This window comes from Cohnella algarum (assembly GCF_016937515.1).
Lineage (GTDB): Bacteria > Bacillota > Bacilli > Paenibacillales > Paenibacillaceae > Cohnella > Cohnella algarum.
The window spans coordinates 2,977,144-2,997,592 of the sequence record NZ_JAFHKM010000002.1; the positions used below are offsets into that span (position 1 = coordinate 2,977,144).

Consider the following 20,449-nt stretch of genomic DNA (forward strand, 5'->3'; position numbering starts at 1 on the left):
CACTAATATACATCTCTCATGGACTCTTCACCAGTAAATCTTGGCTGTTAGGAAACTTACAATGTTCTGCCGAGTATTCGCATTCCATAGTTTCTGTCACTTCATTACAAAACCTTAATGGGCGGTTTATCCAATTCATCATTTCAAATCGAATGCTTTTTGAGACGCAGAAAAGGTAATTGTATTCACGTATCAAAATGTCCTAAATGACTTTAGGTGCGTTTCGTATTCTTCAAGGACATTTTGATACAAGGAGAGGCACAAATGAAGCTAGCCTATGGCCGAGTATCGGCTAAAGGCCAAACTCCGGCACGACTGCTCGTAAAGTTCCGAGAGCTTGGCATTGAGGACCGTTTTATTTTTGTCGATAAGCAGAGCGGCAAGAAGGGATCGAGGTTGCCCGGGCGGACGGCGTACGATATTTCCTGCAACTCGAATCACAAAGAGATCTCCCAGTGATTGATCAAACACAAATGGGTGACATCCTGTGCCCGACAGCAAACTCATCCATACGATCAAACAGAGCAGTTTTCGGGACTTCTTCACTGACACAACAAATTAATATTTGAATATTTGAATACATTCAAATTGTTTGTTCCCTCATTTCACATGATGTATACCCGCTAAAAAAGAGAGAGGCACCTTCAAGAGGTGCCGCGGCTACATATAATTGTTATTTATAATCGGAGAGGCTCGTTAACGACAGGATCAAGTTGTAACCTTACGAGGACGCCCGAATGCACGAGTCCAGCCCCAAACCCATACAGTAAGGCTTGGTCTCCGATACAGATCTTCCCATTCCGAATCCCAAGATCGAGGGATAGAGGGATCGTTGACGACGATGTATTACCGAAGTAAGTTAGACTATGTAACGTACGTTCTAAAGGGAACTCCAGTTTCTCACAAAGCGGCTCAATCAGTCGCATATTCGCGCTATGGGGAATAAACCAGTCCACATCATTTATAGTCTGACTGCTTTTGTTAATCAATTGATGAATCGAATTGGGTATGGTTCGCATCACCCAACGGAATACTTCCCTTCCGTTTTGGACAATGCAATTGTTGTCGCACAACTTTTGCTCGCCGAGTCTATTGGCAAGCCCTGTCCGATAAATATGGACTCCCCCTGTGCCATCGGAGCCAACATGATGACTGACGAATCCCTCAAATTGGTCATCTCTTTCCACTAGAACGGCACTGGCGGCATCGCCAAACAAGACGCAGGTTGTACGATCCGAATAATCTGTAATTTTGGACAGCGTTTCACCGGCAATGACCAGAACCTTCCTATGCAGTCCAGAAGCAATCAAGCCATGAGCCATGATAAGTCCATAAGTAAATCCAGCACAAGCGGCACTAATATCAATCGCACCAGCGTTTTGAATTTGAAAATGGGCTTGAATTAAGCAGGATACTGTAGGAAAAGGAAAATCTGGTGTAGTGGTGCAAACAATAATAAAATCCACATCCTCGATTGTCTTGTTATACCGAAAGACGAGATTCCTGACTGCACTTATACAGAGATCGCTGGTAAATTCGTCTCGCTCAGCAATACGTCGTTCATGAATGCCTGTCCGCTGTACGATCCATTCATGACTGGTATCCACCATCTTTTCCAAATCATCATTTGTCAGTTTACGTTGGGGTACATACGTTCCAATGGCTGTAATACGCGAATGAATCACCAATATTCCCACCCTTCATCCTTATTGAAATTGCTACGAAATCGGAAATTTTTGTCGATATTCATGAAGTTCTTTTTGAAAACGGTGGAAAGGACTGGATAACATTTTTATATTCCGTTTGAATTTGGTTTTCCTTTTCCGATTATGCTGACACTCGTGGAGTTGATCAATCTGTTTATCGATTTTTTCCCGTAGGGTTAGGATAAACACGATCGCAATGTGAGATTTAGCCAGTTTATGAAGATCAGTAGCAAGAGCCTCACTCAAATTGCGAAGATCCGGAAGGTATAACGACTTTGTCACATAAAAGACCTCTGGCGTAAAGTCCTCACGGTAATCTTGTCCCGGGACTTGCTCCCAAAAGTCATTCCATTCTCGTAGTAGACCAGTTTCATACAAAAAGAACTTTAAAAACCCGCATAACCATGCCGTACAACTTGTATTTCGTTTTTGGCATCCAATACCTTTGACAAGATGTCGACACCCTTGACAACAGGAACCTCCATTGGCGATACAAACGTTACAAATGGAATTGGACCCAATCTCATGTAACGCATGAATCCCCATTGTTATGACGGTTTGTCTGCTTACCTGCATGAAAGGTGTAGTCAATTCGTGAGAGGATGACGAATCTTGATGTGATGAGTCATTACTCGTAGAGTCCGGCATTCGTACCCACTCCTTATGTTCTTTTAATCAAATAATCAGATATTTGAATATAATGTGTATTATATAGGAGTTGCAACCAAATCACAATCCATGCTCCGGTATGCCCTTCTTTCCAGAATGTTTTTGGGTGAAGTTGTGTTATGATATTCATATATTCAAAAGTATAGTGACTAAGGAGGCGTTAGCCGTTGAATCAAAATATCCAACAGTTTAAAGCCGATTTTTTTAAGGCGCTGGCGCATCCCATGCGGATTCGAATCCTGGAGGTTCTGAGTGAAGGAGATAAAAACGTTAATGAGATACAGAGTATTTTAGGCTCAGAAGGTTCAGCCGTTTCTCAGCAGTTGGCAGTATTGCGAAATAAAAATGTGGTGACGGGCTTAAAATACGGTACTTCTGTCATTTATTCGTTACGTGACCCGCTGATTAAAGACCTGCTCGCAGTAACAAAGCAGATCTTCGATAATCATCTCGTTGATGCCATTTCATTACTTGAGGTCATTCGAAATGAATCTTAAACTGAATAACAAGAGGTTCCATGATAACATCAAGGATCACCTTGTTTTTTCGAGTTTCAATCGGGAACGTGCTAAGTGATGTTGGATTTTAGTGATTGACATTGTTCAATGACAGGATTAACATTTCACATATATTCAAATAATCAAATATATTAAAAAGAGAAGGTAGTTCAGATGAAATGGACAGGAAGGTTTGAAGGATACCATGCAACCGCATTTCGTAAGGATCTCATTTCAGGCCTCATTGTTGGCATTATCGCCATTCCATTAGGGATGGCGTTTGCTATTGCGGCTGGTGTAAAACCGGAATATGGCATTTATACCACCATCGTTGCCGGTATCTGTATTTCCTTGTTCGGAGGTTCTAAATTTCAAATTGGCGGCCCGACCGGTGCCTTTATTCCGATCCTTTTCGCGATTGTCATGGAATACGGATACGAAAATTTATTGCTAGCGGGATTTTTGGCGGGAATTATTCTTGTTCTCATGGGGCTATTTAAACTCGGTGCGTTGATAAAGTTTATTCCTCGCCCTGTAACCATCGGATTTACCGCTGGAATTGCCGTCATAATCTTCAGCGGACAGATTGCCAACTTTTTAGGTTTGAGCGGTATCGAAAAACATGAGAATTTTCTGCCTAATATGAAGGAAATTGTGATGCATCTCACAACTACGAACCTCTACAATGTTATCACAGCGGTGGTTTGCTTGGCTGTCATCCTCCTAACACCGAAATTTCTACCGAAAGTCCCTGGTTCCTTGGTGGGACTTGTCGTATCCACTGTAGTGGCGACTGTATTCTTTAAAGGGGAAGTAGCAACGATTGGATCGTCATTTGGAGCTATTCCAAGCACACTACCGCATTTTCGTTTTCCTGATCTAACCTGGGATCACATTGAAAACTTGATTCGCCCCGCTTTTATTATTGCCATGTTGGGCGGCATCGAATCTTTATTATCGGCGGTTGTTGCCGACGGCATGACCGGCAGTCGTCATAACAGCAATCGTGAACTGATTGGGCAAGGTGTCGCCAATATGGTAACCCCTCTCTTTGGAGGCATTCCAGCGACAGGAGCCATTGCACGAACAGCAACCAATATCAAAAACGGTGCGGTCTCGCCTCTGTCGGGTATTATACATGGCATTGTTGTATTGCTGGTGCTCATTTTGTTTGCACCTTATGCATCAGAGATCCCACTTGCTAGCATGGCACCGATTCTAATGCTGGTTGCTTGGAACATGAGCGAACGAAAAGAATTCGCTCACGTCTTAAAAACCAAAACGAGCGATTCTTTTGTCCTTCTCATTACCTTTTTGCTTACGGTATTTACAAATTTAACAACTGCCGTTGAAGTCGGATTAATCTTAGCCGTAATTCTGTTTGTGAAACGAATGGGTGACGGCTTACTGGTTTCCAAGGTATTGCCTGACCCAACAGCTAAACATGAAAAAGTGAAAGCCCATATGGTAACCGAAGGCCACGATTGTCCACAAATCGGGATCTATACCATCGAAGGCCCTCTCTTTTTCGGCGCCGCAAACATGTTTGAAAAGTCCATCATGGATACGATTCATTTAAGACCGAAAGTGCTACTTCTTCGCATGGGAAAAGTGCCTTTTATGGATACGACGGGTGAATCGAATCTAGCCAGTTTGGTGAAACATTTCAAGAAGTTTGGCGGGATTATTCTTGTAACCGGAATTCAATCTCAGCCGCTGGAAGTATTGAGGAGAACAGGGTTGTATACGCTGATTGGGGCTGAACATTTTTTTGGACATACCGGTGAGGCGCTTAACTACGCGCTATTGCAGCTGGACTTGAATAAATGTCTAGGTTGTAAACACTTTGCTTTCCGGGAATGTGCGGCGTTATCAAACAAGGAGTCCCAAAAAGAAGTAATCACCAGCTTGAAGCCAGATCCATCAAGGACCTAACCTATTCTCACTCGGCATCGCTCCAAAGACGAAATGAGGTGAATGGGAATGCAACTTGCACTTCAGCAGTACAGAGTGGATGTTTTTAAGGTCATAGCTCATCCGCTGCGGTTGCAGATTTTGGAGTTATTATGTGAAGGACCGAAAGGTGTCAATGAGCTTCAAACGCGTTTACAAAGTCAAGGTTCTGCTGTTTCCCAACATTTAAGCATTTTAAAAGCGAAGCATCTCGTAATAGGAATAAAGGTGGGAACTCGCGTCGTCTATTCGGTGCAAGATTTTCTCCTATGTGATCTGCTCTTCATGACCAAAAACATGTTTAACAACCAATTAATGAGCGTGATTGACATACTTGATACCAGAACTCATGAACAGTAAGGGTCAGATTGTGAAGAACGGCGGTAAAATCCTCAATAGAATCGGTTGAAAATTCCCCACCATCTCCGCAAAATCTCCCCTAGGGGGAGAGGCATCATGATTCAAAATGGGGAATTCTACTTGATCCACGAAATGAGGAAACGAGGCATGTACATCACCCAAATCGCCGAAGAGCTGGGGAGAGATCGCAAAACGATCCGAAAATGGTTGGAGCAGCCGGAGCCCAAATCTTATCAACGTACGGTCGTGAAACCCTCCAAGCTCGATCCGTTCAAGGACTACATACGCTCCCGGATGAAAGAAGGATGCATCAACGCCAATGTTATTTTTGAAGAGATCAAAGCCCAAGGATATTCGGGCGGCACGACGCAGCTTCGAGAATTCATGAAACCACTGCGCCCCGCGGTCATCCATAAAGCGACTGTCAGATACGAAACGCCGCCCGGGTACCAGGCGCAAGTGGATTGGGGAAAGTTCGTCGCAGACTGGAATGGTCGACCGAAACGGCTATACGCGTTCGTGATGGTACTGGGTTACTCCCGCATGATGTATGTAGAGTTTACGGAGGACGACACGCTCATCGGATGCCATCTCCGGGCTCTGCAATATTTCGGCGGCCGGCCGGAAGTGATTCTGTATGACAACATGAAAACCGTTGTCACAGGCACCGACGACCAAGGGCATCCGATCTGGAACGAACGGTTCTCGCACTTTGCGAGTCATCACGGTATCGCTCTCAAACGTTGCCGGCCTACCGCGCCCGCACGAAGGGCAAAGTCGAAAACGGAATCGGCTACGTCCGTAAAAACTTCTGGCCCCGCGTTCGCTTGTTCACCAGCTTGTACGACCTCAATGTGCAAGCCAGACGGTGGATAGATCAAGTCGCCAACGTTCGAATCCATGGCACCACTGGTGCGGTTCCGATGCAACGCTGGCTCGGGGAAAGGCTGAAAGCGATCAACCTCATTCCGTTCGAGGAAGTCGAGCGCCACCCTCGCAAGGTGTCGGCCGATAGCATGGTCTCGTACGAAGCGAATCGGCACCTCGTTCCCTATCGCTATGTGGGACAGGTCGTATACGTGCAGGATCAGAAAAACGGCCGCATCACCATCTACAGCGGCGATCAGCTTCTAGCCGATCACCCGAAAGCCCTCGGCAAACGGCAGCTTGTGTTGAACCAAAAACACTTCGAGGGGCTGCAAACCGCGGAAAGCACAAGGTCCCCACCCCGATGCCGAAACTGGTTTCAAACAGCGCCCCTGAAGTGCACCAACGTGATCTGGCGGTGTACGAGCAGTTTCTCGACGAGGCGGTGATCCAATGATCCTGCAACATGAATGCCTCAAAGAGGCTTTTGCCGAGTTCGGATGGAGTCGAATACCGGAAGTATTCGCCCACGCCGAAGAAGCTGCTAAGCACAATATACCGTACCTGGAATTTCTGGACAAGCTGTTGCAGGAGGAAATTGTCGCGAAGCGTGAACGATTTATCCGGTTGAAAACGCGAATGGCTCACCTGCCGTATCACCGCACGCTCGATCAATTCGATTTTGGTTTCCAACCCTCCATTGACGAGCGGCGGATCCGGGATCTGGCGGCGCTGCGGTTCGTAGAAAACCGAGAAAATCTTATATTTCTTGGTCCACCGGGAACGGGAAAAACGCATCTTGCCGTTGCTTTGGCACTGGAAGCGATCAAGCACCGGTATACCGTCTATTTCGTGACGGCCCACGACCAAGTGCAGATGCTGCAGCAGGCTTACCACAACCAGACGATCAAGCAGAAAATGCGGGTACTAACAAAGCCGAGCTTGCTTATCATCGATGAAATCGGCTACCGGAAGATGGAGGAGCCCGCCGCGCACTTCTTCTTTCAGATCGTCTCAGAACGCTACGAAAGCGGATCGATCATCCTGACGTCAAACAAGTCTTACGGCACGTGGGGCGAGATTTTCGGCGATTCGGTACTGGCCTCCGCCATCTTAGACCGATTGCTCCACCATTCCACGACGATCAATATTAAAGGGGAGAGCTACCGCATCAAGGAAAAGAAGAGAGCCGGATTCTTTAAGCCCGAATTGACTGAAGCCAAGGAATGAATGTGATTTTCGCCGCGCCGCCCCCCTAGGGGGCACCTTATTCAATCATAATGGGGAATTTTCAACCGATTATTTTGGGGAATTTTCATTGGACTTGACATATGAAGTATCGGTATGGGAACCGGCAATTTTGGTGCAGAGGGTATTACGTGGATACGGTGGGGCGAAACAAGAAAGTGATCGAAGAATACATTCGCAATCAGCTAAGTGAGGATAAGAACTACGAACAACTCACGATGAAAGAACTGATCGACCTGTTTACGGGTGAGTCGGTGAAAAAGGGCAAGTAAAGCAGCTCCTTTTCAGGGGCTAGCCCGAGGCAACACGCGGTTGGCAGACTTCTAGTGCCCCTTTGAGGCGCTTGCTTGTAACATGCCCTTATAGGGCTGATGGAAGCCACCGGCTAAGCCGGTGGTTATGACTCTCGACATACCGACATTTTGTGTGAGAAACGCCAATATCTTTACTTCCAGATGACATTGTCAATTGGAATATTACCGTCACTTAATCCGAGCGCCAACACCCACCAGATGCCTATATTTTTGAAGTTCCGGTACGATGAAAGGTTGCGTCGGAGAGCGCCCGAATGATGATCGAACGCGAAGAGGGGAGCGATTACCGGATGGAACGGAGAGGTCGAATCGGCTGTCGGCTCCCTTTTGTGAACGGCCAGTCGCGGTTACTGCGGTTCCTTCTCGACGTGCGCTTCGTCTTTCTTTTTGAAACAGCTCTCGCAAGATGCGGAACGCCTTATATTGTTCTTTTTCTTCCTGCTGAAGCATTAACATGATGCCTTCTCACACCCATTGCATAAGCTGCTTTTATCGTCGCAAGACATATCCGACGTATAAATTTTCAACTAATAAATTTGTCCATAAGGTGTTACATCCGGTCTGATCACACGTCATATAAGGTACAGGTACAGCATGATTCACAACAAATACGCCTTGTTCAATAGGCTAGGAATAAAAAAATATGAATATCAAGTTAGCTCCGCTTTGTTCATGCGGTTAGTTCGTTGTACGTGATGGTGTCGGTTGATGTACAAGCAACCAGCAGGCGATTAAACAACTGTCCCTCAAACTGTCGACGGTTTGTACGAAAGCAGAATTCATTAAGGTAGGACTGCAGATGCTTAGCGTCCAATCAGTAAAATGTACCGCCGATAAAGGCTTTAGCGTTAGAGATCATTGTGTGCAGCCATTTCAAATGATCGGGATTTTCCTTAACATCAAATTTGATCGGCAGGTGGTTGTACTCTTCTGCAAGTGCGTTGTACGAGCGATACGCATCACTGTTAATCGTGGAGTCTGGCTTGATGTGTTGCTTGGCAAACTCGACGAGCGTTTTGCTCTGGACATTTGGAATCACCTGCATCTTGACATATTGCGGTGCACCTTGGTTGTTAAGGGAGACTCCGACAAGAACCGGCGTTTGCTCGGTACCGCGACCACGTTTACCGCCCTCCGTGGGCGCTCCGAAGAATGCATCATCGAGTTCTATCAAACCGGCCAGTTGATAGTTGCCACCGCGATCTCCCATGGCTTTGCGAATTTTGTGAAGCATCAGCCATGCTGTTGGATAGGAGATCTCCAACTCACGGGAAAGAAAAACAGCAGAGACTCCGCGTTTGTCGTGAGCCACAAGGAATATCGCCCAAAAAAATTCTTGATGCTCACATTTTGGGCAACAGAAGCCGTTTGGCCAGCGGATCTGAAACAAGTGATCACGGCACGCATCTTCTAAATCAAACTTTTCTTGAAATCTCTTTAACGTCATTTTCTCTTTTTAAGCCACATCGACCACTCCCGAACGTTCGTTGTTCGATGGTTGAGCAATGCGCCGGAAGAAAAAGTCAACAACATTGCAGATGTTAACGTCACTCTTGTTACGATTTTGAACAGTTTCATTTGTTTCATTCCTCCCTAGGAAAATGAAATTTTGATAGAAAATAAAAGACAACGTGATAACGAATTGAATTGCTTTTAGTACGCTGAGAGCTCACTCGGAAAAGAACCAATACTGACTGCCCACATTCACGTCTTTTGGCCCTACCTAGCTTAGGTTAAATCAGTTCCACCTGAATTGATCGACCATCCGTTTGTGCGTACTGAACCATCTTTTTGTTTGCCTCATCTACGGTCAGCTCTGAATCCGTTGTTTCATCTACACTGAGATTATTCAAAGAAGTCGAGAACTCCTTGGGAACCCGTTTCCAGTCCAATAATCCGGGTTTGTAACCTCTATAACCAGTGAGAAGACCGACGAAAAAAAAGCGTAACCGCGATGGAAGCACTTCGCTTTGGGTATGAGAGGTAAAGAAGCATACTGAAGAAGAACCATTGACAAGCACGGATAATAGTCCTGTTCCACAGGAAAGAAACGATGGTGCGGACGGGAAAAGGAACGCGTGGGATCTTCGTTTTGGCAGCAAGAAGGGGAATTTTCTTACTTCCATAACGATTCATAATGGAAAAGCCGTTACTAAAAAGGTGAGAACGGACGATAACAATTTACTTCGGAAAGGACAGTATGCTATTTCTGATATTAACATTGATTCTCCCGAGGCAGTTGAACTAGCTACTGAAGTACTGGGTATGCGGCCGGGAAATCCTGAAATACAGGATGACTGGATCAAGGGGTATCATTTTACGATCAGCGGATATCTTACTGACCCCAACTCCTACGATATGCGTTTGCTTCTAAGAGTTATGGGCATCTCACCGAATTCTCCCAACAGTGAGAGTGAAAGCTTGAGAATGACCGTATTCTTTGATGGCAAAACAGGCGAAATGTTGAACGCCTCCGAGATGACTGGTTACGACAAGGAGGGACGTACTTCGTGGAAGGATGTTAGTGGGTCAAATTAATTCCGGCGTTGACATAAATGACGGGTGATCCTTCAGGATCGTAATAACGGTCTATCAGGGCTCTCCGAAAAGCTTAACGATGTACAGCGGGAGTTGGCCCGCCTAATTTTGACGTCAATATACAGTGGATGTCCAACAATCGGCTTTTGCATGGCATAGGCATCACAGAGCAACTCGGACCGTGTGTAAATCATCCATTGAATCTGAATATGTTTCCTTATTCGTGGGATACTACCATAAACCACGTGTAGGGGGCGGACATTAATGGCCGAGTCAAAGCGTTATGAACGCGCCAAATCTCCGGAAGATGAGGAGAAGCTCCAAGATACCTTCGTAACCTCGATCGTCATAGGCTTGATCATCTTGGCGATTTGGTTTTCCATCTTTTTCGTTTACTTGGATCGATTGTGAAGAAGGAGAGCGGGATTATGATCCATTTTCCCCGGTACGAACGCATTTGGCTGATCGCGGGAATCTCCACGCTGTTCCTCTTCCTGCTGCTGTTTGGCATTATGGCGGTGGGAATGGGGCTGAATCCGCCCAACCATACGGAGACGATCGACCCGAAAGCCGTCGCAGCAACGCCTCCGTTCGACAATCCCGGACTGAAACAAATCGGGAATAACGAGTACGAGCTGACGATGACGGCGCAAATTTTTATGTTCAGCCCGAGCGAGATCACCGTTCCTGCAGGATCGAAGGTGCATTTTCAAGTAACCACCCCTGACGTCGTTCACGGCATGCAAATTGCCGGAACCAATGTTAATATAATGGCCATCCCGGGACATATCACGAGATATACCCATACCTTTCACGATCCGGGGGATTACTTGATCGTCTGCAACGAATATTGCGGAACGGGTCACCACTACATGATAGGCCGGTTTGTAGTTCAGTAAGGAGGACGGATCCGGATGACGGATAACGCAATCAAGGAAGAGAAGGGATTTTCCTTTACGAGGAAAGATTCGAGTCTCATATTGGCCTTTCTAGGGGTTTCCTTCGTAGCTTTGTTATTGGGAGCCGTTGCGGGGCTGCTGCAAGTGTTGGAGCGCGGCGGGTATATATCGCTTCAACCGCAGTGGTATTACCTGCTGCTGACGCTGCACGGCGTAGCGTTGGCGCTCATTTTCACAACGTATTTCATCATTGGCTTCCTGTACTCCGGGGTCATCAAGACGTTGGGCGGCAAAATGCACGACGCCGACCGGCGCACCGGCTGGATCGGATTTTGGATGATGACGATTGGGATCATTCTCGCTTTGTTTGCAATTGCCAACCAGAGCTCCAGCGTGCTTTACACGTTCTACGCGCCTATGAAGGCGTCCCCTTGGTTTTATGTAGGGCTTGCGTTGGTGGTGGTGGGCAGCTGGGTGGGAGGCACTCCGATCTTCTCGAGCTACGCGAAATGGCGGAAAGCAAACAAAGGCCAGCCTTCTCCGCTGTTTGCCTTCATGGCGGTCGCCACATTCGTGCTCTGGGTGATTGCGACGCTCGGCGTAGCCATTGAAGTCGTGTTCCAGCTCATCCCTTGGTCCTTCGGTTGGGTGTCGGACATTGACGTGTCGCTCAGCCGCACGCTGTTTTGGTATTTCGGGCATCCGCTCGTCTACTTCTGGCTGCTGCCGGCCTACATCTATTGGTATGTCAATATCCCGGCCGTCGTGAAAGGCAGGCTGTTCAGCGACTCGCTGCCGAGGTTGACGTTTATTTTGTTTATTTTGTATTCGATCCCCGTCGGATTTCACCATCAGCTGATGGAACCGGGCATCACCTCCTTTTGGAAGTTTCTGCAGGTGATCTTGACGATGCTGGTGGTCGTCCCGTCATTGATGACGGTGTTTGCGATTCTTGCCACGTTCGAGATCGCAGGACGCATGCAGGGTGCCAAGGGGAGATTCGGTTGGGTGAAAAAGCTGCCATGGAACGACGTCCGATTCCTCGTCCCGTTCTTCTCCATGGTCATGTTTATTCCTGCCGGCGCCGGCGGCGTCATCAGCGCGAGCTACCAACTGGATCAAGTTGTTCATAACACGCTGTTCATTACCGGCCACTTCCATATGACGCTGGCGACAACCGTCGTGTTGACTTTCTTCGGCATCTCATATTGGCTGATCCCGCTCTTGACGGGGCGGACGCTAACGCGGTTCGCCAACAACCTTGGCATCGTCCAAGGCGTCGTGTGGCTGCTCGGCATCTTCCTGATGAGCGTGCCGATGCACATCGTCGGCGTGCTCGGCGCCCCCAGACGGAGCGCGTTCAGCACGTACGCCGGTCATCCGGTCGTGCAGGAATGGAAGCCTTATCTGCTGTCTGCCGGGGTAGGCGGTACGCTGCTGTTTATCGGGATATTGCTGTATCTCTGGGTCGTGCTCTACCTGATGTTCTTCTCCCCGAAAGCCGAGAAGCCCATGCCGTACCCGATCGGCCGGGTGGATCCGAAATATCAAAAGCCGCCGTTGTTCTTGGAGCGTTGGCCGGTCTGGATCGGCCTGACATTCGCGCTGATCCTGATCGCCTACCTGTGGCCGGTTCTTCAGATGATTCAACACGCTCCCCCCGGCTCGCCGCCGATTCGGACGTGGTGAAATGTGCAGTCTTGCGGCCGCCTTCGGGCGATTGCTTTTTTTCATAGTAAAGTCTTGGAGGTTCCCAACTTTTTTAATCGGTTAATCGCCTATGCCTGGTCTGCCGTCAATTTTGTACATAACTACAGATAAATAGCATGGGATCCATAATTAAGGAGGAGTTCACTTTGTCACCTGAACAAACTAAGAAATTTGAACAAATAGAAAAATTATCGGAAAAACTTACAACTTCACAGGTTGACTTCTGGCAACAATATTCCAGTTGGACTTCATGGCAATTTTGGTTTTTGATTGGAGTACTTTTTTTATCGTTGTTTATTCTTTACCTGTTTATTGACAGAAGGAAGGCTCTACTTCTAGGGTTCTTTGGCTTAAATGTTCATGTTTGGTTGAGTTATTTTGATGATATTGCACTATCGAATGGGTTATGGAGCTTTCCATATAAGGTAGTCCCTTTTTTGCCCGCTTTTGCATCGGACGCAGCTATTGCTCCAGTAGCATTGATGTTGGTTTTTCAATGGACGTTGAACTATAACAAAAATTACTACCTATACGCAACAGGACTTTGCTTATTTCTTGCCTTTTTATGGAGGTCCCTTTTGTCAACGATTGGATTATTTCAAGTCAAGAACGGGATCAATTATCTATACCTATTCCTTGGATATATAACTGTAATGTTAGTATCCAAATGGATAACAAAAATATTTGTTCATTTTCAAAAAAAGCCGGAAAATCCGTTCAGAAAGAAAATGAACCTGAATATTCTTCCGGAAAAAGAAAAAGCAAAATAGAAATTTTATAACATGGTAACCACTATTGCTGAGGAAAAGGAAGGAAATAACCGAACATAACATTCCACTTTCAAGCATCCACGGATTCCGAAATACGCCCCGAAGTGGTTTTCTACACATATAATTAGCTTTTGGGGCAATCCAGTAAATGATATTTAGGGTGGATCGTCAACCTTGGTATTTGTAATAAGAAGAAGGTTCAATTAATGGGAATAAAAAGTCAGTATAAATCCCCGATTTCAGCTTTATTATGGTCAATAACTATGAGCGGATTCGGTCAGTTATATATCGAACAATACTTTCTCGGTACGGTACTTCTGGTGTTAGAATGTTCAACCAATATGTTTTCTTTATTAAATTTATCTATACTGCATACTTTTCACGGATGTTTATGGTTTTTAATATGGCAAGCATATAACAAAGCTATCATATTGAATTATCAGCAGGAAGGTAAAAAACCGCCCGAACAAACGTACTTACACTGGATTTTGTATAGGATTGGTAATTGGCATGAATTTTGGAGTCTATTGGCATCACCACTTTCTCGCTAAATTTTTTGAATCTCTCATTAGCCCTGTTATTAACGGGCTTTTTCTTGGGAGCATTGGTGGAATTACAGGTCATTTTAAAAAAAGGCATTAAAAAAACTAAGAAAGGCATGCTTGAAGAAAAATAGGATGAAAAAATTGATTTTCACAGACGAAGCCCATGTTTGATACTTTATGGTGGCTTCATTAAAATAAGCGTTTGATTTTACACGATAAACCGAATGTTGGTTTGCGCTGTCCAAACGAATGTTTCAAGTCCACAATGTTAAGCCATATTTCTTGACAGTTATGCAGCGTAAATATTCCCTAGTTCTTACGGGTATACTACAATTGGCATGGATTCTCAGACTGAGCATACAAGGGGGATGGACATGGACTCTGTCTCTTGAAATCCTCAATTCTGATTCTCACAAAGGAAAGAAAATGATTCCAAATTGCCATGTATATTTTCGGGGGGGGGGGACATTTTATTTTAGATATGTCAAGGGAATTTTTTCAGGAGTAAGGGATGAATATTATGGAGAATGAACAGAAACGCCAAATGCGTCTTAGATCTGAAGAAATCGCAAACCATAGATCGAGCGCATTTAAGAATTTGTTGAAAATGGATTTATTTTTGTCTTGGAGTCTTTTCATTGCACTTACTGTTCGACTATTGGTTACTGGACAGGTCTTTATTAAGGTTAATGACGGGAAAATTAATTCGTTATGGATGATACTCACCTCAATAATGAGCGTTTTATTGTATCGACGTGTGTATAATCTTGTGGATGATTTCTCACACAAAGATAACCAAGCCGATAATGAATAAGTTTGATAGCCGATCAAATGCTAAGCAGGTCAGAGGGGAGTATTTGCGATGAGCAAATCCGAAACGATCAGTGTTCTTCAAGCTTCCATGATTATGATCTCAGTCGCGGGGATTCTGGATCACGTCATTGTCATTCCGATGCTGCTTCAATCTGCAGGGAGGGATGCATGGGTTTCCGTGTTGTTCTCGGCGATCCTGCTTCTGGGTTGGATTCCGCTCATTTTTTTTGTGATGAAACGAAGCGGGCAACAGCATCTTTTCGTCTGGATCAAACATCGGCTCGGTTCCGTATTCGCCTGGTTCATTATCCTAATCATAGGGATTGAACTGTTTCTAATGAGCACGATGACCATCCGGGATGTTTCCTACTGGACGAATATTACATACTTGCCGAAGACGCCGAATTTGATTCTTGTTTCCTTTTTCGCTCTCGTTACATTTTTTGTCGCCTATTCCGGTTTGCGTTCCATTGCGATCGTGAATGGGATCCTGTTGCCCTTTGTTGTGTTGCTCGGGTTCTTTGTCATGACTTCAAATTTTGCCCATAAAGATTATTCCCTGCTTTTCCCATTGTTCGAAGAAGGATACGAACCTGTGTTGAAAGGAATGGTGTATGCCGGGTCAGGGTTTGCTGGGATGCTTTATTTTGTATTCATGCAACATCGGCTGCGATCGAAAATGAGCTTGCTTCCTCTACTGATCACAGGAATGATCCTGGTGGAATTGACACTCAGTCCATTAACGGGAGCAATTGCGGTATTCGGACCGGATGAAGCCGCCCGAATGCGCTTTCCGGCCTACGAACAATGGAGGCTGGTCACGTTCGGACATTTCCTGGAACACGTCGATTTTCTGTCCATTTACCAGTGGCTTGTCGGTGCTTTTATACGAATATCGCTCGGAATGTTCCTGATCCCGGATCTGCTAAATATACCGAAGAGTAAAAAACGAACGGTACTTTTGATCGTGTTGTTTGCCCTTATGATTGCGGCTTCCCAAATCCGTGTCAGCGATCAAATGTTCATGAAGTTCTTATCGGCGGTGTACCTTCCGTACTCTTTGCTCTTCGTCCTGATTTTATCGGCACTGTTAGCCGCGGTGGCATGGATAAAGAACAAAAAGAAGGTGGAGTTATGAAAACCTGGCAGCTCCTCGGTAAGCTTTTGAAAAATAAACGAATTGCGCAAAAAAATGGACAAGAATCGTCTGCCGTTGCGGGAACGCGTCATGTTGACCCTTCTTTGGCGAAAAGTGAAGCATGGGTAAAGGATACGTTCGCCGAATGTCACGATGTCAAAGTTCAAAAAATAGGATTTCACGAAGGGCAAGACGTTACCGTCCTGCTGGTCTATTGCGAAGGTTTGTCCGACACGAAACGAATCAATGAAACGATTATTCCCAGCCTGCGCGAATGGTTGAGCGAAATTCACATCCGGCCCCTGAATGAGGAAACGTTCATTTCTGATTGGCCGATCTCTTCGCTCAAAAAGGAGACGATGCTGGAAAACCTCGTGCCGAAAATATTCAACGGACAATTGATTCTGTTTGTCGATGGCCTAGCATCCGCTTATACACTTGATATTGCGAACCTTCCCCAACGAAAACCCGAAGAGGCGAGTACGGAAGTCTCGATTCGCGGGCCGAGGGACGGGTTTATCGAGGATCTTTCCGTCAACGTTGCGTTGGTTCGGAAACGATTGCGGACGGAGTCCCTGTCCTACGAACAATATATGCTCGGTAAGCGCAGCCAAACCAAGGCGGGACTCCTTTACATCAAAGATGTTATCCGGCCGGAAGTGGTGGAGGAAATCAAACAGCGGTTAACTGAAATCGACATCGATGCTGTATATAGCGGCAACGAACTGGAGGAGTTGTTGGCGGAATCCAAATGGAGCCTGTTCCCGCTGTTCGAATATACCGGACGGCCGGATTATGTGGTTGCCGCCTTATTACGCGGCCGCTTCGCCATTTTGCTGGACGGTGTGCCGACGGCCATCATCGCCCCGGCCAATCTGACGCTTCTTTTCAAGTCTGCGGAAGATCTTCACAATGCGTATTGGTTTGTGGCATTCGGCAGAATGTTACGCCTGCTCGGCTTAAGCATCTCCTTATTTCTTCCCGGATTTTATATCGGCATCGCTACTTATCATCAGGACCAGCTTCCCTTGACGCTGCTGGCTACACTCGTGATGGACAGGAAAGGAGTACCGCTCCCCACCCCGATCGAAGCCCTGATGATGCTGCTCTTATTCGAATTGTTCAGGGAGGCCGGCGTGCGTCTGCCGAACGCCGTCGGTCAAACGCTTGCGGTAGTAGGCGGTCTGATCATCGGGGACGCGGCCATTCGCGCAGGGATGACGAGTCCCTCGCTGCTCGTTGTGATCGCTACAACGGCTGTCGCCACGTTTACCCTGGTGAACCAATCGTTGACCGGAACGGTGAGCGTTCTTAGAATTGGAATTCTTATCGTTTCGTCTGTATTGGGAATTTTCGGTTTTATTCTTTCCGTGTTTGTGGTTTTGATCTGCCTGGCCAATTTGCGTTCCTTCGGCGTCCCTTATCTGGCCCCGATCTCGCCTTTCACATTTCGCGATGCGGTCCACGCGCTGTTTCGTGCTCCGGTTTCCTATCTGAAAAAACGTCCGAAGATGTTGAATACAGTCGACTCGACAAGGGGAAAGGGCGGGAAATGATGAAGCATGGCATCTGGCGGAAGGCGGTGTTCGTTTTTTTGATTCTTCCCATGATATCGGGTTGTTGGAATATGAGGGAACTGGAGCATATGTTTTATGCGCATGCCATCGGCATCGATTATATAGATGGTCAGTATAAGCTATATGCGCAAATTTTGGATTTTTCCACGTTGGGCAAGCAGGAAGCCGGCGGATCGAAAAGTGAGACCACAGAGGGAGCTTGGGTAGGGAAAGGGGTTGGAAATTCGTTCCAAGAGGCCGTCCATCATTTATATGCGACTTCGCAGCGGAGAATCTACTGGGGCCACCTGAACTCCGTCGTCTTGAGCGAAGCGGTGCTGAAACATGGGATTCACGAAGTGGTGGATCAGTTAACCCGCTATAATGAATTTCGTTATACGTTATGGGTATTTGGAACCCGCAATTCAGTGGAAGAGGTGCTGCTCGCTTCGCCCATACTGGAATCCTCGCCTGTTTATTCGCAATTGAGTGATCCGGAAGACGTATACGAGCAAAGTTCGTTTATACCGCCCAAGCGGTTATACCAGCTCATCACCGAATTAAGAGAACCGGGAAAAACCCCGCTTCTTCCCTTAATTCATTTATCCAAGGGGCGTTGGGTTGACAAAAAGACGCAATATAGCGCCCTTGAACTCGAGGGGGTAGGTATTATCAAGGACGGAAAATGGAACGGTTGGCTTTCCAAAGAAGATATTACGGGGAGTCGTTGGTTGGATAGAGGGACAGTCCGTACTCCACTCGTGATCGATTCGGATAAGCAACCTGCTGCCGTTGTTATATTCGAGCATCCGAAACCTCGAATCCATCCGGAAATGCGCAACGGCAAAATATATTTTAATATTGGTGTAACCGTAAAAGGCAGTATCAGTTTAATGGTAAAAGAAGTTTCCGAGGCGGAGATAGCGAGCCGGTCGGAAAAACTGATCGGCGAAGAGATCAGGCGTACATTCAAGGAAGGACTCAAGCAAAAGACGGATAGTCTCAATTTGCTCGACTCTTTTTATCGGAACAAATTACCGGAATGGCGCAAACTTACACAACTTCGGGAATTCGCTCTGGACGCGGAATCGCTTCAAAGCATCGATGTCAAAGTGCAGATTACGAACAGCGGCAGGACGGTGGGTCCCTTCTCTCCTTCAAAATAAGCAATTCACTTATCGTGGAGTTTACTTCACCTTAAAAAAACAATATGCGGCGGTTTCCTCCATCACGACTGTTTGGTCCTGTGTCGAAGCAAAACCCCTTGTGAAACCTAAACATATTTTCGATGCAGTGTCGGCAACCTCCCAAGCTTCGTATAAGGCAGTCCGAACTTGATTAGCAGATCAAAGAACGGAAACCGCCCATCACAAAAAGGAGGCAATTAGTCGGGTGCGGCAAGCATTCTTCACGCCAATCATATTTCGGATCCACGAAAGTGGGAGAAAAAGGAAGGCTCAGCCCTAGTGCGCCGACGACTGCTATTAGCAACCGACATCAGGATCAAGGCAAAGATGAGATTATAGACATGGCCGCTAACTACATCATTTAGCATCGGCTCTTGCAAAGCACTTTATCATTAATCTTGACTTTTAATCACAAATATTTTAATATACCCATAGGGGTATTAGTATATGACATTAATCACAGAGAGGATGATTTCATGGCAACAATAAAAGCAACGGACGATACCTTGGATCAAATCATCAAAAATAACAAAATCGTGCTGGTTGATTTTTGGGCCCCGTGGTGCGGACCATGCCGCATGATTACTCCTGTTTTGGAACAATTGGCCGATGAAGTGGATAAAGAGGCAGTTATTGCAAAATTAAATGTGGATCAAAATCCGTTAGCCTCGGTAAAATACCGAATCCAAGGTATTCCAACATTAATACTCTTTGTTAACGGGGAGGAAGCCACAACATTCGTTGGTATTCAGCCGTTAAATAAACTAAAAGCATTCATCATGCAATATGCAAATTAATTTTTTTTGATCAAAAAAATACCCCTATACGTATATTGAAAGAAGCATTATTCGGAATAATACACACGAAAGGGGTGTCTTATGGAACTGGATTTCGGTTGGATCCTCACGCTTTTCGTTATTGGTTTCATCGGTTCATGGATTTCAGGAATGGTCGGGATCGGAGGTTCCATTATTAAATATCCGATGCTGCTGTATATTCCCCCTTTACTTGGTTTTGCGGCGTTTACCGCACAAGAGGTTGCTGCGGTAAGTGCGGTGCAAGTATTCTTCGCAACGTTGGCTGGCATGTTTGCTTACCGCAAAGGAGGGTTTATCAACAAGAAGCTCGTCCTTGCCATGGGGATTCCTATCATTGCGGGGAGTTTTATAGGCGGCTACGGTTCGAAATTTCTGTCTGATTCCGCGATTAACTTGACATATGCCGTTATGGCGCTCGTTGCGGCCGTCATGATGTTTATGCCAAAAAAAGAAATGGACAGGGCTGACTATTCTAATGTTAGCTTCAACACAACCGTTGCAGCAATCGCCGCTGCAATCGTGGGTATTTTATCGGGTATCGTTGGCGCTGCCGGCGCATTCATCACTGTCCCGATCATGCTGATCGTTCTAAAAATTCCTACGCGTGTGGCTATCGCTTCTTCATTGGCGATTACGTTCATTTCCTCGATTGGCACTACGGTCGGAAAAGTCATGGGGGGTCACCTGTTGCTGATTCCATCCCTGGTGATGGTAATAGCGAGTATCATCGCCTCACCGCTGGGTGCCAAGCTTGGCAAGAAAATGAATGTGAAGGTGCTGCAATGGATTCTCGCCGCGCTCATTACGGCAACAGTCATCAAGATTTGGATGGATATTTTAACTTAATGAGGTGTGAATGAA

The 20,449-nt window shown here is 46.2% G+C and carries 18 protein-coding genes and 2 pseudogenes; 18 read left to right on the top strand and 2 right to left on the bottom strand.

What is annotated here, in order from left to right; genetic code table 11:
* Positions 1 to 677: 677 nt before the first annotated feature.
* Positions 678 to 1,688 (bottom strand): ketoacyl-ACP synthase III, encoded by a 1,011-nt coding sequence (locus JW799_RS13505; protein WP_240353658.1) that lies wholly within the window; start codon positions 1,686 to 1,688, stop codon positions 678 to 680.
* An 854-nt stretch (positions 1,689 to 2,542) separates the two neighbouring features.
* On the opposite strand from JW799_RS13505, the gene JW799_RS13510 reads away from it, so the two are divergent.
* The 8 genes and pseudogenes from JW799_RS13510 to JW799_RS13540 all read left to right on the top strand — a co-directional run bounded on the left by JW799_RS13510 (position 2,543) and on the right by JW799_RS13540 (position 8,072).
* Positions 2,543 to 2,872, top strand: coding sequence for an ArsR/SmtB family transcription factor (locus JW799_RS13510; protein ID WP_205430219.1), 330 nt, complete (start codon positions 2,543 to 2,545; stop codon positions 2,870 to 2,872).
* 174 nt (positions 2,873 to 3,046) lie between these two features.
* Positions 3,047 to 4,807, top strand: a complete 1,761-nt coding sequence (locus JW799_RS13515; RefSeq protein WP_205430232.1) for a SulP family inorganic anion transporter — start codon at positions 3,047 to 3,049, stop codon at positions 4,805 to 4,807.
* Between the two features lie 48 nt (positions 4,808 to 4,855).
* Positions 4,856 to 5,185: an ArsR/SmtB family transcription factor gene (locus JW799_RS13520; RefSeq protein ID WP_205430234.1), complete on the top strand. Its 330-nt coding sequence runs from the start codon at positions 4,856 to 4,858 to the stop codon at positions 5,183 to 5,185.
* Between the two features lie 96 nt (positions 5,186 to 5,281).
* Positions 5,282 to 6,061: an IS21 family transposase gene (gene istA / locus JW799_RS28660; protein ID WP_240353272.1), complete on the top strand. Its 780-nt coding sequence runs from the start codon at positions 5,282 to 5,284 to the stop codon at positions 6,059 to 6,061.
* A 47-nt stretch (positions 6,062 to 6,108) separates the two neighbouring features.
* The gene (locus JW799_RS28665; protein WP_240353273.1) at positions 6,109 to 6,501 is read left to right on the top strand and encodes a Mu transposase domain-containing protein; all 393 of its coding nucleotides are present in this window, start codon (positions 6,109 to 6,111) and stop codon (positions 6,499 to 6,501) included.
* Between the two features lie 4 nt (positions 6,502 to 6,505).
* Entirely contained in the window at positions 6,506 to 7,282 is a 777-nt protein-coding gene (gene istB / locus JW799_RS13530) for an IS21-like element helper ATPase IstB (protein WP_205430236.1), read from the top strand.
* A gap of 98 nt (positions 7,283 to 7,380) precedes the next feature.
* A pseudogene (locus tag JW799_RS13535) lies at positions 7,381 to 7,572 on the top strand (transposase); the annotation flags it as partial.
* Positions 7,573 to 7,868: 296 nt separating this feature from the next.
* Positions 7,869 to 8,072 (top strand): hypothetical protein, encoded by a 204-nt coding sequence (locus JW799_RS13540; RefSeq protein ID WP_205430238.1) that lies wholly within the window; start codon positions 7,869 to 7,871, stop codon positions 8,070 to 8,072.
* A gap of 212 nt (positions 8,073 to 8,284) precedes the next feature.
* Here JW799_RS13540 and JW799_RS13545 read toward each other — a convergent pair.
* Positions 8,285 to 9,061, bottom strand: a pseudogene (locus JW799_RS13545) (IS1595 family transposase).
* Positions 9,062 to 9,624: 563 nt separating this feature from the next.
* Between JW799_RS13545 and JW799_RS13550 the strand changes: the two are divergent.
* The 10 genes from JW799_RS13550 to JW799_RS13595 all read left to right on the top strand — a co-directional run bounded on the left by JW799_RS13550 (position 9,625) and on the right by JW799_RS13595 (position 20,434).
* Complete coding sequence (locus JW799_RS13550; protein WP_205430240.1) at positions 9,625 to 10,152, top strand: hypothetical protein; 528 nt, start codon at positions 9,625 to 9,627, stop codon at positions 10,150 to 10,152.
* A gap of 264 nt (positions 10,153 to 10,416) precedes the next feature.
* Positions 10,417 to 10,563 (top strand): hypothetical protein, encoded by a 147-nt coding sequence (locus JW799_RS13555; RefSeq protein WP_205430242.1) that lies wholly within the window; start codon positions 10,417 to 10,419, stop codon positions 10,561 to 10,563.
* A gap of 20 nt (positions 10,564 to 10,583) precedes the next feature.
* On the top strand, positions 10,584 to 11,051 hold the full coding sequence (locus tag JW799_RS13560; RefSeq protein ID WP_205432969.1) for a cupredoxin domain-containing protein: 468 nt from the start codon (positions 10,584 to 10,586) through the stop codon (positions 11,049 to 11,051).
* 15 nt (positions 11,052 to 11,066) lie between these two features.
* Entirely contained in the window at positions 11,067 to 12,740 is a 1,674-nt protein-coding gene (locus tag JW799_RS13565; RefSeq protein WP_205430244.1) for a cbb3-type cytochrome c oxidase subunit I, read from the top strand.
* 167 nt (positions 12,741 to 12,907) lie between these two features.
* Complete coding sequence (locus JW799_RS13570; protein ID WP_205430246.1) at positions 12,908 to 13,531, top strand: hypothetical protein; 624 nt, start codon at positions 12,908 to 12,910, stop codon at positions 13,529 to 13,531.
* Between the two features lie 1,407 nt (positions 13,532 to 14,938).
* Positions 14,939 to 16,027, top strand: coding sequence for a GerAB/ArcD/ProY family transporter (locus tag JW799_RS13575; protein ID WP_205430248.1), 1,089 nt, complete (start codon positions 14,939 to 14,941; stop codon positions 16,025 to 16,027).
* On the top strand, positions 16,024 to 17,583 hold the full coding sequence (locus JW799_RS13580; protein WP_205430250.1) for a spore germination protein: 1,560 nt from the start codon (positions 16,024 to 16,026) through the stop codon (positions 17,581 to 17,583). The genes JW799_RS13575 and JW799_RS13580 overlap by 4 nt, the downstream gene beginning before the upstream one ends.
* On the top strand, positions 17,580 to 18,749 hold the full coding sequence (locus JW799_RS13585) for a Ger(x)C family spore germination protein (protein WP_205430252.1): 1,170 nt from the start codon (positions 17,580 to 17,582) through the stop codon (positions 18,747 to 18,749). Before JW799_RS13580 ends, JW799_RS13585 begins: the two co-directional genes overlap by 4 nt.
* A 497-nt stretch (positions 18,750 to 19,246) precedes the next feature.
* Positions 19,247 to 19,567, top strand: coding sequence for a thioredoxin (gene trxA, locus JW799_RS13590; RefSeq protein ID WP_085170068.1), 321 nt, complete (start codon positions 19,247 to 19,249; stop codon positions 19,565 to 19,567).
* Between the two features lie 81 nt (positions 19,568 to 19,648).
* On the top strand, positions 19,649 to 20,434 hold the full coding sequence (locus JW799_RS13595) for a sulfite exporter TauE/SafE family protein (RefSeq protein ID WP_085170067.1): 786 nt from the start codon (positions 19,649 to 19,651) through the stop codon (positions 20,432 to 20,434).
* The last annotated feature ends 15 nt before the right edge of the window (positions 20,435 to 20,449 follow it).